Origin of the sequence: Cellulomonas gelida (assembly GCF_006538725.1) — a bacterium.
Classification (GTDB): domain Bacteria; phylum Actinomycetota; class Actinomycetes; order Actinomycetales; family Cellulomonadaceae; genus Cellulomonas; species Cellulomonas gelida.
Genome location: NZ_BJLQ01000019.1, coordinates 40,336 through 56,151, shown reverse-complemented (window position 1 = coordinate 56,151; position 15,816 = coordinate 40,336). Strand labels below are relative to the sequence as shown.

General features: G+C 73.7%; 13 protein-coding genes. 11 read left to right on the top strand and 2 right to left on the bottom strand.

Translation table 11 applies throughout. The annotated features are described in order from the left end of the window. Nucleotides 1-9 precede the first annotated feature (9 nt). Nucleotides 10-1,128 (bottom strand): right-handed parallel beta-helix repeat-containing protein, encoded by a 1,119-nt coding sequence (locus CGE01nite_RS10055; RefSeq protein WP_141370658.1) that lies wholly within the window; start codon nucleotides 1,126-1,128, stop codon nucleotides 10-12. Nucleotides 1,129-1,279: 151 nt separating this feature from the next. Here CGE01nite_RS10055 and CGE01nite_RS10050 point away from each other — a divergent pair, with 151 nt between their 5' ends. The 10 genes from CGE01nite_RS10050 (at nucleotide 1,280) to CGE01nite_RS10005 (ending at nucleotide 12,871) form a co-directional block, all read left to right on the top strand. Continuing rightward, nucleotides 1,280-2,674 (top strand): bifunctional folylpolyglutamate synthase/dihydrofolate synthase, encoded by a 1,395-nt coding sequence (locus CGE01nite_RS10050; protein ID WP_048342274.1) that lies wholly within the window; start codon nucleotides 1,280-1,282, stop codon nucleotides 2,672-2,674. A 169-nt stretch (nucleotides 2,675-2,843) separates the two neighbouring features. After that, the gene (dhaK, locus tag CGE01nite_RS10045; protein ID WP_048342290.1) at nucleotides 2,844-3,839 is read left to right on the top strand and encodes a dihydroxyacetone kinase subunit DhaK; all 996 of its coding nucleotides are present in this window, start codon (nucleotides 2,844-2,846) and stop codon (nucleotides 3,837-3,839) included. Nucleotides 3,840-3,894: 55 nt separating this feature from the next. Further along, the gene (gene dhaL, locus CGE01nite_RS10040) at nucleotides 3,895-4,536 is read left to right on the top strand and encodes a dihydroxyacetone kinase subunit DhaL (RefSeq protein ID WP_048342275.1); all 642 of its coding nucleotides are present in this window, start codon (nucleotides 3,895-3,897) and stop codon (nucleotides 4,534-4,536) included. Beyond that, nucleotides 4,533-5,273 (top strand): dihydroxyacetone kinase phosphoryl donor subunit DhaM, encoded by a 741-nt coding sequence (gene dhaM / locus CGE01nite_RS10035; protein WP_141370656.1) that lies wholly within the window; start codon nucleotides 4,533-4,535, stop codon nucleotides 5,271-5,273. Before dhaL ends, dhaM begins: the two co-directional genes overlap by 4 nt. Nucleotides 5,274-5,351: 78 nt before the next feature. Beyond that, a complete protein-coding gene (locus CGE01nite_RS10030) occupies nucleotides 5,352-6,020 on the top strand; it encodes a TetR/AcrR family transcriptional regulator (protein ID WP_053071571.1) in 669 nt (222 codons plus the stop codon). Nucleotides 6,021-6,115: 95 nt separating this feature from the next. After that, complete coding sequence (locus CGE01nite_RS10025; RefSeq protein ID WP_141370654.1) at nucleotides 6,116-7,849, top strand: MDR family MFS transporter; 1,734 nt, start codon at nucleotides 6,116-6,118, stop codon at nucleotides 7,847-7,849. Then, nucleotides 7,846-8,247, top strand: coding sequence for a DUF4233 domain-containing protein (locus CGE01nite_RS10020; RefSeq protein ID WP_048342277.1), 402 nt, complete (start codon nucleotides 7,846-7,848; stop codon nucleotides 8,245-8,247). Before CGE01nite_RS10025 ends, CGE01nite_RS10020 begins: the two co-directional genes overlap by 4 nt. A gap of 76 nt (nucleotides 8,248-8,323) precedes the next feature. After that, nucleotides 8,324-8,749: a nucleoside-diphosphate kinase gene (ndk, locus tag CGE01nite_RS10015; RefSeq protein ID WP_141370652.1), complete on the top strand. Its 426-nt coding sequence runs from the start codon at nucleotides 8,324-8,326 to the stop codon at nucleotides 8,747-8,749. A gap of 83 nt (nucleotides 8,750-8,832) precedes the next feature. Beyond that, the gene (gene smc, locus CGE01nite_RS10010) at nucleotides 8,833-12,390 is read left to right on the top strand and encodes a chromosome segregation protein SMC (RefSeq protein ID WP_141370649.1); all 3,558 of its coding nucleotides are present in this window, start codon (nucleotides 8,833-8,835) and stop codon (nucleotides 12,388-12,390) included. Nucleotides 12,391-12,535: 145 nt separating this feature from the next. Beyond that, nucleotides 12,536-12,871 (top strand): hypothetical protein, encoded by a 336-nt coding sequence (locus tag CGE01nite_RS10005; protein ID WP_229747445.1) that lies wholly within the window; start codon nucleotides 12,536-12,538, stop codon nucleotides 12,869-12,871. 84 nt (nucleotides 12,872-12,955) lie between these two features. Here the strand turns inward: CGE01nite_RS10005 and CGE01nite_RS10000 are convergent, their stop codons facing one another. Beyond that, nucleotides 12,956-14,320, bottom strand: a complete 1,365-nt coding sequence (locus tag CGE01nite_RS10000; RefSeq protein WP_141370647.1) for a pectate lyase — start codon at nucleotides 14,318-14,320, stop codon at nucleotides 12,956-12,958. 246 nt (nucleotides 14,321-14,566) lie between these two features. Here CGE01nite_RS10000 and ftsY point away from each other — a divergent pair, with 246 nt between their 5' ends. Then, nucleotides 14,567-15,814 (top strand): signal recognition particle-docking protein FtsY, encoded by a 1,248-nt coding sequence (ftsY, locus tag CGE01nite_RS09995; protein ID WP_141370645.1) that lies wholly within the window; start codon nucleotides 14,567-14,569, stop codon nucleotides 15,812-15,814. The last annotated feature ends 2 nt before the right edge of the window (nucleotides 15,815-15,816 follow it).

Here is a 15,816-nt window from a genome sequence, read left to right as displayed (position 1 = left end):
CGCGGCGCGTCAGGTGATCGTCGAGCCGGACCGGACGAACGCCTTGCCGAGGAAGAAGATGCTGCGCGTGGACCCCGTCCAGAAGCTCGCGCCGGTGTTCCTGGTGACTGTGGACCCCGTGATCGTCAGGGTTCCGGTGCGGTCGTTGCTCACGTAGAACACGCCGGGTCCGCCCTCGGGGGCGGCGTTGCGCTGGATGGTCGAGCTCTCGACCGTGACGTCCTGCGCGGTCCCGTCGAAGTAGATCGCGCCGCCGTTGCCGCCCTGCCCGGAGCTCGCACCCGACCCGGTGGCGGTGTTCTCGACGAGAGTCGACCCGCGCACCAGCAGCGGCGCCTGCAGCGACGAGATCGCTCCGCCGTTGGCGCACCGGTTGCGTTCGAACGTCGAGCGGACGATCCGCGCGGTCGCCCGCTGGCCCACGACGCGGATGGCGCCGCCGCCCGCGTCGGAGTGCCTGGTCATGCAGCGGTTGTCGCGCAGCTGCGCGTCCTGGACCGTGAGCCGACCGCCGCGCATCGCGATCGCGCCGCCGCCGCCCCCGCCGCCCACCGAGTCGAAGCGCGCGGGACCCTTGGTCGCGTTGCCGTTCTTCAGCACGATGTTCTTGAACGTCACGTGCGGCGTGGTCTGGGTGTCGCAGTGGGCGTCGAGCCAGCCCAACGACTCCTCGCACGTGTTGGCGTAGAAGATCCCGCGCTTGCCCGCGCCGGACAGGATCACCTTGTCGCCCCCGTCGATCACGACCGCGGCGACGACGCGCGCGCTCGGGTCCTCCCACGGGTGCCGGCAGGTGGTGGTGTTGCACGTGTAGAGCGTGCGGTCGAGCGAGATCGCGACCTTCGTCGGCCCGCACCGGAACCGGATCGTGCCGCCCGAGCGCACGGCCTTGGCCAGCGCGGTCGGGGTGCACGAGCGCGCCGTGCCGTTCCCGACGATCTTCACCGTGGCGGCGGTGACGGGCGCACCGGCGGCGACGGCGCCCGACGAGGCAGCGCCAGACGGAGAGGCAGCGCCAGACGGAGAGGCAGCGCCGGACGGAGCGGCGGCGAGCGCGGCGAGCCCGAGCGCGAGGGCCGCGACGGACGCGAGGCGGGCCGTGCGGCGCGGGCGGGGGCGAGGCGGCATGCGCAGAACGTAGCGGCCCGGCGCCTGGCGGGACACCGTCCGAGGTCAGGCGCGTCCGAGGTCAGGCGCGTCCGAGGTCGGGCCCGCGGGCGTGGCACGGCACAATGGCGCTCATGACCAACCCCGCTGTCCTCGTCGTCGAGGTCGTCCGGTGACCCCCCGCGACCGCGAGCGTCGCGAGGCCGACCGCCGCGCGGCGACGCGTGACGCGGCCGCCCGCGCCGAGGCCGACGAGGTGTACCGCGAGATCCTGCGCCGGACGCCCGAGCACGAGATCGACCCGTCGAACCGCCGCGTGCGCGAGGTGTGCGAGCTGCTCGGCGACCCGCAGCGCGCGTACCGCGTGGTGCACCTGACCGGGACCAACGGCAAGACGTCGACGAGCCGCATGGTCGAGCGCCTGCTGCGCGAGCACGGCCTGCGCACGGGCCGCTTCACGAGCCCGCACCTGACCCGCGTCAACGAGCGCATCGCCATCGACGGCGAGCCCATCGACGACGCGACCTTCGTCGCCACGTACCGCGACGTGCTGCCCTACGTCGAGATGGTCGACGCGCGCTCCGCCGAGCGGGGCGAGCCGCAGCTGTCGTTCTTCGAGGTCTTCGTCGTGATGGCGTTCGCCGCCTTCGCGGACGCACCCGTCGACGTGGCCGTGGTCGAGGTCGGCATGGGCGGTTCGTGGGACGCCACCAACGTCGCCGACGGCGACGTCGCCGTGATCACGCCCGTGGGCATGGACCACGAGCAGTGGCTCGGTGACTCGGTCCTCGACATCGCCGCGGTCAAGGCGGGCATCGTCAAGGACGGCGCGACGCTGGTCCTGGCGGAGCAGTCCGAGGACGTCGAGGCCGTGATCCTGCAGGTCGCCGCGGAGCGCGGTGCTCGGGTCGTGCGCGAGGGCGTCGACATCTCGGTCGTCGACCGGCAGGTCGCGGTCGGTGGTCAGGTCCTCACCCTGCGGGGGCTGGGCGGCGTGTACGCGGACATCTTCATGCCGCTGCACGGCGCCTTCCAGGCGCAGAACGCGCTGCTCGCGCTCGTCGCGGTGGAGGTGCTGCTCACGGGTGGTGCGGCGCTCGACGGCGACGTCGTCGGTGCTGCGTTCGACGACGCGAGCTCGCCCGGCCGGCTCGAGGTCGTGCGCTCGAGCCCGACCGTCCTGGTCGACGGCGCGCACAACCCCGCGGGGGCGACCGCCATGGTCGCCTCGCTCGACGAGGCGTTCGCGTTCGAGCGGCTCGTGGGCGTCGTCGGCGTCATGGCCGACAAGGACCCCGAGGGCATCCTGTCCGTGCTCGAGCCCGAGCTGGCCGAGATCGTCGTGACGCAGGCGGGCACCGCGCGCGCCATGCCCGCGGACGAGCTCGGCCAGATCGCCGTCGAGGTGTTCGGCGAGGACCGCGTGCACGTGGTCGAGCGGCTCGACGCGGCGGTCGCGCTCGCGGTCGAGCGTGCGGAGTCCGAGGTCGAGCGGGGCGCGGGAGTGCTCGTGACCGGGTCGATCCTGCTCGTCGCCGAGGCACGGGTCCTGCTGGGACGCCCCTGACGCTCGTCGTCGGCCGTGTGGCAGGCTCGGAACGCCCCGTGCACAAACGTGCACGGCGCATGCACGCCCGCCACTTGCCGCGGTGCGGCCACACCGAGAAGGTGAGGACGACAGCGGGGGCGTTGGCGACACCGGGGCCCGCGTGGCGCCCGGAGAGGGGATGGCGGGTGTGAAGAAGCTCATCAACGATCCGGCAGAGGTGGTCACCGAGACGCTCGACGGGTTCGGTGCTGCGCACGCGGACGTCGTCGCGGTGCATCACGACCCCGACTTCGTGACCCGGGTCGGCGGCGCGGTCAGCGGCAAGGTCGGCCTGGTCAGCGGTGGCGGGAGCGGCCACGAGCCGCTGCACGCCGGGTTCGTCGGCGTCGGCATGCTCGACGCGGCCGTGCCGGGCGCGGTGTTCACGAGCCCCACGCCGGACCAGATCTTCCCGGCGTACCAGGCGGCCGACGGCGGCGCCGGGGTGCTCGCGATCGTGAAGAACTACACGGGCGACGTGCTGAACTTCGAGACCGCGGGGGAGCTCGCCGAGGCCGAGGACGTCACGGTCCGTACCGTGGTCGTCAACGACGACGTCGCGGTCGAGGACTCGCTCTACACGGCCGGCAGGCGCGGCGTGGCCGGCACGGTCGCGGTCGAGAAGATCGCGGGCGCCGCGGCCGAGCGCGGCGACGACCTGGACGCGGTCGAGGCGGTCGCCAAGAAGGTCATCGCCAACGTGCGGTCCATGGGCGTCGCGCTGACGGCCTGCACGGTCCCGCACGCGGGCAAGCCGTCGTTCGACCTGCCCGAGGACGAGATCGAGATCGGCATCGGCATCCACGGCGAGCCCGGCCGTCGGCGCATCCCGCTGGCCGGAGCCGACGAGATCACCGAGCTCCTGCTCACGCCCGTGGTCGACGACCTGCAGCTCGCCTCGGGCGAGGACGTGCTGCTCTTCGTCAACGGCATGGGCGGCACCCCCGCCTCGGAGCTGTACATCGTGTACCGCAAGGCACGCGCGCTGCTCGAGGCCCGCGGGGTGAACGTGACCCGTTCGCTCGTCGGCAACTACGTGACGTCGCTGGAGATGCAGGGCGCGTCCGTCACGGTGCTGCGGCTCGACGACGAGCTCACCACCCTGTGGGACGCTCCGGTCCACACCACCGCGCTGCGCTGGTGACGCCTGCGGCGTGGGCGAGGATGGGCAGCGGTCAGGGGTCGACGATGGAGGTGGCATGACGCTGGACGTGGCGTGGGCCGTGGACTGGGTACGGACGAGCGCCGCCACGGTGGTCGAGCACCGGGACGAGCTGATCGAGCTCGACCGGCAGATCGGGGACGGTGACCACGGCGAGAACCTCAAGCGTGGCTTCACGGCGGTCGTCGCCAAGCTCGACGCGCTCGAGGCGCCGCCCGCCACGATCGGCGACGTGCTCAAGCTCGTCGCGACCACGCTCATGTCGACGGTCGGCGGTGCTGCCGGACCGCTGTACGGCACCGCGTACCTGCGGGCCGCGAAGGCGTGCGGCGGCAGCACCGTCGACTCCGCGGGCGTCGTCGCGCTGCTCGAGGCGGGCCTCGAGGGGATCGTGGCCCGCGGCAAGGCCACCACGGGCGAGAAGACCATGGTCGACGCGTGGTCCCCGGCCGCGGAGGCGGCCGCCAAGGCGGCGGCCGACGGCGCCGAGCCCGCGCAGGTGCTCGAGGCGGCGGCCCGCGCCGCCACCGCCGGCGCCGAGTCGACGATCCCGCTCGTCGCGACCAAGGGTCGCGCGAGCTACCTCGGCGAGCGCTCGGCAGGCCACCTGGACCCGGGCGCGCGCTCGTCGCAGCTGCTCCTCGAGGCCGCCGCGGCGACCGCGGCCCGCGCGTCGTGACCGCCGAGGCCGGCGTCCCGACGGGCCGTGAGCTCGCGCGGGTTGCGCTCGTCCTGGTCTCGCACTCGCGCGCCCTGGCGCTCGGTGCGACCGAGCTCGCGGCGCAGATGGCGCCCGGCGTGCTCATCGTCGCCGCTGGAGGCATGGCGGACGGTGGTCTCGGCACGGACTACGCCGCGGTCGAGGCCGCGATCGAGCGGGCCGGCGAGGCCGGGCGCTCGGTCGTCGTGCTGACGGACCTCGGCTCGGCGGTGCTCACGACCGAGTCGGTCCTCGAGGCCGTCGATCCCGAGCTCGCGCAGCGCGTGCGGCTCGCGGACGCGCCGTTCGTCGAGGGAGCGGTGGCCGCCGCGGTGACGGCGCACGGGGGAGCGGACCTCGAGGAGGTCGCCGCCTCGGCCGTGCACGCCGCGACGTCGTTCGGCCCCGTGGAGGCGGCGCCGACGACGGACGGGCACGCGACCGCGCCCGCGGACGACGGCGTCGTGCGCGCCACGCGCACGCTGCTCAACCCGCTCGGCCTGCACGCCCGGCCGGCGGCGGTCGTGGCCCGCATGCTCGCGGGGTACGACGCGACCGTCTCGGTCAACGGCGTCAACGCCGCGAGCGTGCTCGAGCTCATGAAGCTCGGCGCGACGCAGGGCGCACAGCTGCAGATCGAGGCGAGCGGTGCGCAGGCCGGCGAGGCCGTCGAGGCGCTCACCGACGCGATCGATGCGGGGTTCGGCGAGATCTGACCGCATCGCACGTGTGACCGACGTCGCAGGTAATTGCGCTGAGTGCAAAGTTGCAGTGGATGTAACGTTCTCGTCGTGATGGACACCCGGCGCGCGACGGCGACGACCGCCTCGTCGCTCGAGACGCTGGCGCGCGCGCTCGAGACGAGCGGCGACCTGGGCCTGCGGGAGCGCAAGAAGCGTGCACGACGCGAGGCGCTGATCGAGGCGACCCACCGGCTCGTCGAGCGTGACGGCATCGAGTCGGTCACGGTCGAGGCGATCTGCGAGGCGGCGGGCGTCTCGACCCGGACGTTCTTCAACTACTTCGAGTCCAAGGACGACGCGCTGCTCGGGCACGTGCCCTGGCCGGTCTCGCCCGTCGCGGCGGCGCGGTTCGTCGGAGGCGGCCCGACGGGCGACCTGCTCGTGGACCTCGAGGAGCTGCTCGCCTCGGTCATCGAGCAGCAGCCGATCGGCCACGAGCGGTTCCGCCGCGCGATCGAGCTCGTCGCGCACGAGCCGCGACTCCTGGCCCGCCACATGGCCTGGTTCGAGTCGCACCGCAGCGAGCTGCAGTCGCTCGTCGCCGAGCGACTCGGCCCCGAGCCGCAGATCGACCCCGAGACCGTCGCGTCGGTCGCGATGTTCCTGGTGCACGCCACCGCGACGCGGTGGGAGGCGGTCGGCGCCGACTCCGACGCGCGCGTCCACCTCGCGGCCGTGGTCGCCGAGGTGCGCGCGCTGTTCGCCACCGACCAGCGCTGACGCGCCTCCGCACGTCCCGCTCGAGCCCCCCGACAGCCCCCGACAGATCCCGGACCGCCGCGCGGTCCGGGCCGCACGACCCGAACGAGGAACCCATGGCACTGGCCCCCACCGTCGAGCAGGCGAGCGACAAGCCGCTCGTCGTGCTCACCCCGCGCACCGTCTGGCTGATCTTCGGCGCCCTGATGGCGAGCATGTTCCTGTCGTCGCTCGACCAGTCGATCGTCGGCACCGCGATGCCGACGATCGTCGGCGAGCTCGACGGCGTCGCGCACCAGGGCTGGGTGGTGACCGCCTACATCCTGGCGATCGCGATCGTCATGCCGCTGTACGGCAAGTTCGGCGACATCTGGGGCCGGCGCTGGCCGTTCCTCGTCGCGATCGGCCTGTTCACGATCGCCTCGGCCGGTGCGGGCTTCGCGCAGTCGTTCGGCGAGCTCGTGTTCTGGCGCGGCGTGCAGGGCCTCGGCGGCGGTGGCCTGATGATCCTGTCGCAGGCGATCATCGCCGACATCGTCCCCGCGCGGGACCGCGGCAAGTACATGGGCCCGATGGGCGCGCTGTTCGGCATCGCCGCGGTGATCGGCCCGCTGCTCGGCGGCCTGTTCACGCAGCACGCCGACTGGCGCTGGTGCTTCTGGATCAACATCCCGATCGGCATCGCCGCGTTCGTGACCGCCTGGATCACGCTCAAGCTCCCGTCGCACCGCTCGGAGCGGTCCATCGACGTGTGGGGCATCTTCTTCATGGTGGTCGCGACCTCGGGCCTCGTGCTGGCCAGCTCGTGGACGTCGTTCTCCGGCAACCGCGACTACGACTGGTCCAACGGCTGGCTCGTCCTGCTCGTCGTCGCGACCGTGGTGGCGATCGGCATGTTCGTCCTCGTCGAGACGCGTGCCCAGGACCCGATCCTGCCGCTGCGCCTGTTCCGCAACGCGACGTTCACGATCGCGACGCTCATCGGCTTCATCCTGGGTGCCGGGATGTTCGCGGCGCTCGCGTTCCTGCCGACCTTCCTGCAGATGTCGACCGGCGTCGGCGTGACCGAGTCCGGCTTCCTCATGCTGCCGATGATGGTCGGCGTGATGCTCACCGCGATCGGCTCGGGCATCGCGATCACCAAGACCGGCCGCTACAAGATCTACCCCGTCGCGGGCCTGATCATCACGGCGCTCGGCCTGGTCTGGCTCACCCGGATCACGGGGGACATGTCGCTCGTGCTGTTCGGCGCCATGATCTTCGTGCTCGGCGCGGGCATGGGCCTGGTGATGCAGACGATCGTGCTCGCCGTCCAGAACGCGGTCGACCCGCACGAGCTCGGCACCGCGACGAGCGCGAACAACTTCTTCCGCGAGATCGGCGCGGCCGTCGGCACGGCGATCTTCTCGACGATCTTCACCACGGCGCTGTTCGCCAAGCTCACCGAGGTCTTCGCCGACGCGCCCGGCGGCGCGGCAGGCGGTGCGGCGAGCATCACGCCCGAGGTCGTGGCCGACCTGCCCGAGCCGTACCAGTCCGGCGTCATCGACGCGTTCGCCAGCACGCTCGCCCCGTCGTTCTGGTACTTCGTGCCGCTCGTCCTGATCGGGCTCGTCCTGGCGCTGTTCCTCAAGGAGGTCAAGCTCTCCGACGTCGCCGGCATGGTCGCGCGCGGCGAGGCCGTGGCCGCCGACGGCTCGGGTGTCGCGGGTACCGCGTCCGACGAGGGTGCGCCGATCGTCGTCGACGAGCTCACCGCCCACGTCGAGTCGCACGTCGAGGCGCCCGTCGGGGCGGGTGCCGGCCGCGGTGCGGGCGACGCCGACGCCGAAGGTAGCCTGGAACGGTGACGTCGTCCGCGCCGGCCGTGCGCCGCAAGCGCCCAGCGAAGCCGCAGTTCAGCCAGACCATCCTCGTGCTGGAGGCGTGCTGCGTCCTGTTCGCGACGCTCGTGGCGTACGGCCTGCGTGTCGCCTCGAGCGGCGCGGTGTGGGCGGTCGGCGGGGGCCTCGCGCTCCTGCTCGTCGTCGCCGCGGGCCTCGTCGGCCGGCGCGGCGGGTACGCCGTGGGGTGGGTCCTGCAGGGCTGGCTCGTCGCGGCGGCGCTCGTCCTGCCGTCCGTCGCGAGGGACATCGCGGTGCTCGTCGCGATCGTGTTCGTCGCGCTGTGGGTGGCCGCGCTGCGCATCGGTGGCCGGATCGACCGGGAGCGCGCGGAGTACGACGCGGCGCACCCGCTCGGCGCCTGACGTGTGACGCACGCCGCGCGGACGAGGTCGCTCGACGCCCCGCGGCGCCACAGCCCGCGACACTAGGGTGGGCGCCATGTCTGACGTCCAGCGCACCCTCGTCCTCGTCAAGCCCGACGGCGTCGCCCGCGGTCACGTCGGGGAGGTCCTGCGGCGCATCGAGGCCAAGGGCTACACGCTCGTCGCCCTCGAGCTGCGGGAGGCCGACGAGGCCCTGCTCGCCGAGCACTACGCGGAGCACGCGGGCAAGCCGTTCGTCCAGCCGCTGATCGACTTCATGCGCTCGGGTCCGGTGGTCGCGGCGGTCGTCGAGGGGCAGCGCGTGATCGAGGGCTTCCGTTCGCTCGCGGGGACGACGGACCCGACGACGGCCGCGCCGGGCACGATCCGCGGCGACCTGGCGCGCGACTGGGGCCGCAAGGTCATCGAGAACGTCGTGCACGGCTCCGACTCACCGGAGTCCGCCGCGCGCGAGATCGCGCTCTGGTTCCCGGCCCTCTGAACGGCACTCGCGGCACGGCCTGAGCGGACGGCTCCGGGGCCACGTCCCCGGGTCGGGGCCCCGGCCGACCTACACTCGCGTCCGTGCACCTCAAGACGCTGACCCTGCGCGGGTTCAAGTCGTTCGCCTCGGCGACGACCTTGAGCTTCGAGCCGGGCGTCACCTGCGTCGTCGGGCCGAACGGCTCCGGCAAGTCCAACGTGGTCGACGCGCTCGCGTGGGTCATGGGGGAGCAGGGCGCCAAGTCGCTGCGCGGCGGCAAGATGGAGGACGTCATCTTCGCGGGCACAGCGGGGCGTCCGCCGCTGGGCCGCGCCGAGGTCTCGCTCACGATCGACAACACCGACGGCGCGCTGCCGATCGAGTACACCGAGGTGACGATCTCGCGGACGCTGTTCCGCAACGGGGGGTCGGAGTACGCGATCAACGGGCAGGGCTGCCGCCTGCTCGACATCCAGGACCTGCTCTCGGACTCCGGCCTCGGGCGCGAGATGCACGTGATCGTTGGGCAGGGCCAGCTCGACGCCGTGCTGCGGGCCACGCCCGAGGAGCGCCGCGGGTTCATCGAGGAGGCCGCGGGCGTCCTCAAGCACCGCAAGCGCAAGGACAAGGCGCTGCGCAAGCTCGACGCGATGCAGGCCAACCTCACGCGCCTGACCGACCTCACCGCGGAGATCCGCCGCCAGCTCGGCCCCCTCGGCCGCCAGGCGGAGGTCGCGCGCAAGGCCGCGGTCGTGCAGTCGGACCTGCGCGACGCGCGGGCGCGCCTGCTCGCCGACGACCTCGCGCAGCTCAGCTCACAGCTCGAGCAGGAGATCGCCGACGAGACCGCGCTGAACGACCAGCGTGCGCAGGTGGAGGCGGAGCTCGGCGCGACGCGCGCCCGGCTCGCGTCGCTCGAGCGCGAGGCGGCCGAGGCCGCGCCGGCGCTCAGTGAGATCAGCGAGGTCTGGTACCGACTGTCGTCGTTGCGCGAGCGGCTGCGGGGGACCGCGACGCTCGCGGCCGACCGCGTGCGTCTGCTGGGCTCGTCGACACCGGAGCGTTCCGACGGACGCGATCCTGACGACCTCGCGGCGCAGGCCGAGCGCGTGCGCCAGGCCGAGGCCGAGCTGGCCGCCGAGGTCGATCTCGCGCGCGCCGCCCTGGAGGCCGCGGTCGCCGCCCGGCAGGACGTCGAGCAGCAGGCGACGAGCGCCGAGAAGGAGCTCGCGACCGCGCTCCGCGGTGCCGCGGACCGCCGCGAGGGCGTCGCGCGCCTCGCCGGTCAGGTCGCTGCGCGCCGCAGCCGGGTCGAGGCCACGCAGGCCGAGCTCGGACGCCTGCGCGAGACGCTCGTGGCGGCCGAGCGCCGGGGCGCCGAGGCGACCGCGGAGTTCGCGGCGCTCGAGTCGCAGGTCGCGGGCGCGGAGGAGGGCGAGGAAGGTCTCGACGCCGCGCACGAGGCGGCGGCCGACGCGCTCGAGGCCGTGACCACGCGGCTCGCCGAGGCCACCGAGGCGCTGGGCGCCGCGGAGCGCGAGCGGACGGCGCTGGAGTCCCGCGCCGAGACGCTCGAGCTGAGCCTGACGCGCAAGGACGGCGCGGGTGCGCTGCTCGCGGCGGACGGTCTGACGGGCACGATCGGCTCGGTCGCCGCGCTGCTCGCCGTCGACCCGCGCGACGAGGACGCGATCGTCGCCGCGCTGGGCGCCACGGCCGACGCCGTGGCCGTCGAGTCGGTCGAGGCCGCCGTGGACGCGATCCGCTGGCTGCGCACCGAGGATGCCGGACGCGCGACGCTGCTCGTCGGCGGACCCGGGTCGCCTACGCGGCGCGTGGACCTCCCCGCAGGCGCGGACCGGGCCGCGGACCTCGTCGAGGCGCCGGAGAACGTGCGCGCGACGGTCGACGCGCTGCTCGCGGACGTCGTCGTCGTCGACGACCTCGCCGCCGCGCGCGCGCTGCTCGCCCAGGCGCCCGACCTCGTCGTCGCGACCCGCACGGGGGACGTCCTGTCCCGCACGCGCGCGTCGGGCGGGTCGGCGGCCGCCCCCAGCGCGCTGCACCTGCAGGCGGCGCTGGACCAGGCGCGGCAGGGCGCGCAGCACGCGGCGGCCGAGGCCGAGCGCCTGCGGTTCGAGGTCGCGCGCGCGGCGCAGGAGAAGGAGCAGGCGCGCGCGGCGTACGAGGACACGCTGGACCGCCTCAACGAGTCCGACGCGCAGCTCGCGGCGGTCGCCGAGCAGCTGGGCAACCTCGGCTCGACCGCGCGCGCCGCGCGGGCCGAGGCCGAGCGCGTGCAGGCGTCGCTCGACGCGGCATCCCGCACGCTCGAGGACGACACCGCGCAGCTCGCCGAGCTCACCGAGCGGCTCGCCGCCGCGGAGGTCGAGCCCGTCGAGAGCGAGGCGCAGATCGCCGAGGGCACCAAGCGCCGCGACACGCTGCTCGAGGCGGCGACGGCGGCGCGCCAGCGGGAGACCGAGGCCCGGCTGACGCTGCGCACGGTCGAGGAGCGTGCCCGCGCGCTCGCGGGGCGCGCCGAGTCGCTCGAGCGGGCCGCGCAGTCCGAGCGGGCGGCACGTGAGCGCGCCGCCGAGCGCGAGCGCGCGCGTGCGCGGCAGGCGGCGGTCGCCCAGGCCGTGCGGGACGGCGCGAACCACGCGCTCGCCCTGCTCGACGGCTCGCTGCGGCGGGCGTCCGACGAGCGCGAGTCCGCCGAGGCCGCGCGCGCGCAGCGCGACGAGACGATCACGACGATGCGGGTCCGGGCCGAGCAGCAGGCCGCCGAGCTCGCGCGCCTGACCGACGTCGCGCACCGCGACGAGGTTGCCCGCACCCAGCAGCGCCTGCGGATCGAGCAGCTCGAGACGCGCGCGGTCGAGGAGCTCGGGCTCGACCCGGCCGTGCTGCTCGAGGAGTTCGGGCCGCACCAGGACGTGCCGGTCGTCGTGCCGCCCGGGACGGAGCCCGACCCGGACGCGCCGACGCACGTCCCGTACGTGCGCGAGCAGCAGGAGAAGCGCCTGCGCGCCGCGGAGCGCGCGCTCTCGCTGCTCGGCCGCGTCAACCCGCTCGCGCTCGAGGAGTTCTCGGCGCTCGAGGAGCGCCACAAGTTCCTGGTCGACCAGCTCGCCGACCTCAAGAAGTCCCGCACGGACCTGCTGGAGATCGTCAAGGAGATCGACGAGCGGGTCGAGCAGGTCTTCGCCGAGGCGTACCGCGACACCGCCGCCGCCTTCGACGTGGTGTTCCCGCGCCTGTTCCCGGGTGGTGAGGGCCGGTTGGTGCTGACGGACCCCGACGACATGCTCACCACGGGAATCGACGTCGAGGCGCGTCCCGCGGGCAAGAAGGTCAAGCGGCTGTCGCTGCTGTCGGGCGGCGAGCGCTCGCTCACGGCGGTGGCGATGCTCGTCGCGATCTTCAAGGCCCGGCCGAGCCCGTTCTACGTGATGGACGAGGTCGAGGCCGCGCTCGACGACGCGAACCTCGGCCGACTCCTGGAGATCTTCCGCGAGCTGCAGGAGGACTCGCAGCTCATCGTCGTGACGCACCAGAAGCGCACGATGGAGATCGCGGACGCGCTGTACGGCGTCACGATGCGCGGTGACGGTGTGACGACCGTCGTGAGCCAGCGGATGCGCGAGACCGCCTGAGCGGGCGCCCGTGCGGCGGGCCGACGGCGCTCTGGAGACGGCCCGCGGGCTCGCGCGGGCGGCGCGCGTGAAGATCGTGTGTGGGAGTCGGTCTGAACCGCTCCTCGTCGAGGCGGCGCAGCGGGTCCCGGACGACACTGGACGGGTGCTGCCTGTCGTGATCGCCGTCCTCGTCGCCCTTGCGGTGGCGGCTGCCGTCCTGCTCGTCGCGAGCTCGTCGGACGCGGACGACCGCCGGGACGACGAGTCGCCGTGGCAGGCGTTCCGCCGCGGCCTGCGGGCACGTCGACACCCCGCGCCGGACCAGATCGCCGCGGCGCAGGCCGCCGACGCCGAGCCCGTGGACCTGTCGCTCGCGGACTTCCTCAACGCGACGGCCGAGCAGGGTGAGGGCTACCTGCACGTCGACGACCTCTCGGCCGGTCTCGCACGTGCCAAGGACAAGGCCGTGCGCGCGAACCCGCTGCGCCGCCACGGCTGACCTGCCGCCCAGGGACGTGAGGCGCGGACCGGCCGCAGCGGCGACCGGCCCGCGAGTCGTCACAAGGGCCTCACGGTCACGCCGTCATCGGTAGACCACCGCGGACGGGGAGTACCCGCACGCCGCGCTCGGTCCTGACGAGACCTTCGTCGGCTCGCCGGACGTCACCCCGCGGTACTCCTCGCAGATCGCGACCTTCTTCGACCAGTCGTTGACGAGCGTGATGCCCGAGAGCGTCGCGCGGTCCCCGAGGTTGGAGTTGATGCCGACGAGCGACTTCGCGGGCGCCGTGATCGTCACGTTCTGGACGACGACCGTGCGCGCGTACTGCGTGGAGCAGTTGCCGCACGAGCGGTACAGCTTGCCGATGTCCGTCGCCTGGAAGTTCTTGATGACGAACGTGCCGGGGCCGTTGTGCTGGAACACCTTGTCCGAGGCGGACCGCGCCCCGCCGCCGTCGACCGTCATGACCTGGGACGACGAGCTGCCCTTGAGCGTCGCGGCGTCCTCCTCGACGTCCTCCCACCACACGTTCCGCAGCGTGCAGGTGCCGGTGCAGTGCACGCCGTCGCCCGCACCCGAGCCGAGGATGACGTTCGTGAGGACCGCGCCGTCGGCGAGCTTGAACATGGGTGGCTGCGACTCGTCCTGACCGCCCGAGGAGATCCCGTAGTAGCGCACGAGCCGACCGTCGAACGTGCCGCTGACCGCGATCGTGGAGATGACCCGCTGCTGACCGGTCGCGGTCGGCCAGGAGCCGTTGCTCGGCGGTGTGCTCGGCGGTGTGCTCGGCGGCGTGGTCGGTGTCGGGCCGGTCGTGGGTGCCGGCGTGCTCCCGTTCCCGAGCTTCACCAGCAGCCACTGCTGGTGGTAGGACTTCGTGTCCGATCCCTGCACGACGGCTGCACCCTCGGCGGTCGACGCGCCGGCCACCTGCAGCACCTTGCCCGAGTGCTGGTTGACGAAGCGGACGTAGCCGGACTGGTCGACGATCCCGAACCGCTGGTTGGCGCCGTTCAGGTCCGTGAACAGCCGGAAGGTCGCGCCGTCGGCGGTGCTCCACTCCCACAGGTCGACGACCTTGCCGGACCTGCGGTTGAGCAGCTCGTACCACCCGCCGCCGGCGTCCACGACCCTGAACTGCTGGCTCGTGGCGTCGGTCCGGGTCGACTGCACGAGCGGTGACCCGTCACCGGTCGCCTGGCCCTGGACGTCGAGGACCTTGTCGCTCTTGCGGTTGACCAGCACGTACCACGCACTCGGGTCGATCGTCGCGGCGTTCGCGCCCAGGGCGGAGATCAGGCCGAGGGTCCCGACGAGCGCGGCGGTGACGAGGGCGGCGACGGCCGTCCGCACGCGCCTCGAGCGCGGTCCGCGGTGCCGGTCCGAGCGGCCGGGACGGGGTCGCACGTGGTGCGCGTGGTCGGGTGCTCGATGCGTGCGGGGCATGGGGCCCACCTCTCGTCGGGACGGCGCCGTCCGGGACGACCGGGAGCGGTCGTCCCGGCCTGTGAACGTACCCACGGGCCGTGCGCACCGACACGGCCGAAACGAATCACGGCGTTCGGACCCGGTGCCGGACGGCGGTCCGGAGGGCGCCGACGGACTCGCCGCGAGTGCGGGCCGGGGGCACGGGAGTCCACGCCGGTGGTCGTGGGTTCGCGCCGCCGCCTGGTCCGCGGCCAGACTGTGCGGGTGAGCTCCGACGCCCTGACCACTCTCCTCGCCGCTGGTGTGCCGATCGCGCTCGTCGCGGCCGTCGTCACGCTGTTCGTCTCGCGCCGCCGTCCGCGCGACGACGGCTCGACCTCGGCGCCCACGCCGACGATCGAGCACGTCCCGACCCAGGCCACCGCGCCCGACGACGACGCGTCCGGCGTCGCGGTCGAGGTGCCCCCGACCGCCGGTGTGGGCACCCTCGAGACGCTCCCCGAGCAGGCCGAGGCGCCGCTCGCCGAGAGCGCGCCCGGTGAGGCGCCGGACCTTCCGGTGCTCGACGTGCCGGCGCCGGCCGCGGGTCGTCTCGCGCGCCTGCGCGACCGGCTCTCGCGCTCGGGCTCGCCGCTGGGCACCCGCCTGCTTGCGGTCCTGTCCCGCGACCACCTGTCCGAGGACGACTGGGACGAGCTCGAGGAGACGCTCCTGCTCGCCGACGTCGGTCCCGGCCCCACGGGCGAGCTCATCGACGCGCTGCGCACGCGCGTGCGCGTCGACGGCCTCAGGGACCCCGCGCAGGTCAAGGCCCTGCTGCGGGCCCAGCTGCTCGAGCTCGTCGACCCGAGCCTCGACCGCTCGCTGCACACGTCGCCGACCGTGGCCGACGACGGCACGCGCATGCCCGCGGTCCTGCTGGTGGTGGGTGTCAACGGCACGGGCAAGACGACGACGATCGGCAAGCTCACGCGACTGCTCGTGGGGGAGCAGCAGTCGGTGGTGCTCGGCGCCGCGGACACGTTCCGCGCGGCGGCGGCCGACCAGCTCGAGACGTGGGGCTCGCGCGTCGGGGTCCCGACGGTGCGGTCCGACCGGGACGGCGCCGACCCGGCGTCGGTCGCGTTCGAGGCAGTCCGGACCGGCAAGCAGGCCCAGGTCGACGTGGTCGTGGTCGACACCGCGGGGCGCCTGCAGAACAAGGCCGGTCTGATGGACGAGCTCGGCAAGATCACGCGTGTCATCGGCAAGGAGGCCCCGCTCAGCGAGGTGCTCCTCGTGCTCGACGCGACCACGGGCCAGAACGGGCTCAACCAGGCGCGCGTGTTCGGCGAGGTCGCGGGCATCACGGGCATCGTGCTGACCAAGCTCGACGGGACCGCCAAGGGCGGCATCGTCGTCGCGGTGCAGCGCGAGCTCGGCGTGCCCGTCAAGCTCGTCGGGCTGGGCGAGGGTCCCGACGACCTCGCGCCCTTCGACCCCGAGGCGTTCGTCGACGGCCTGCTCCAGTAGCC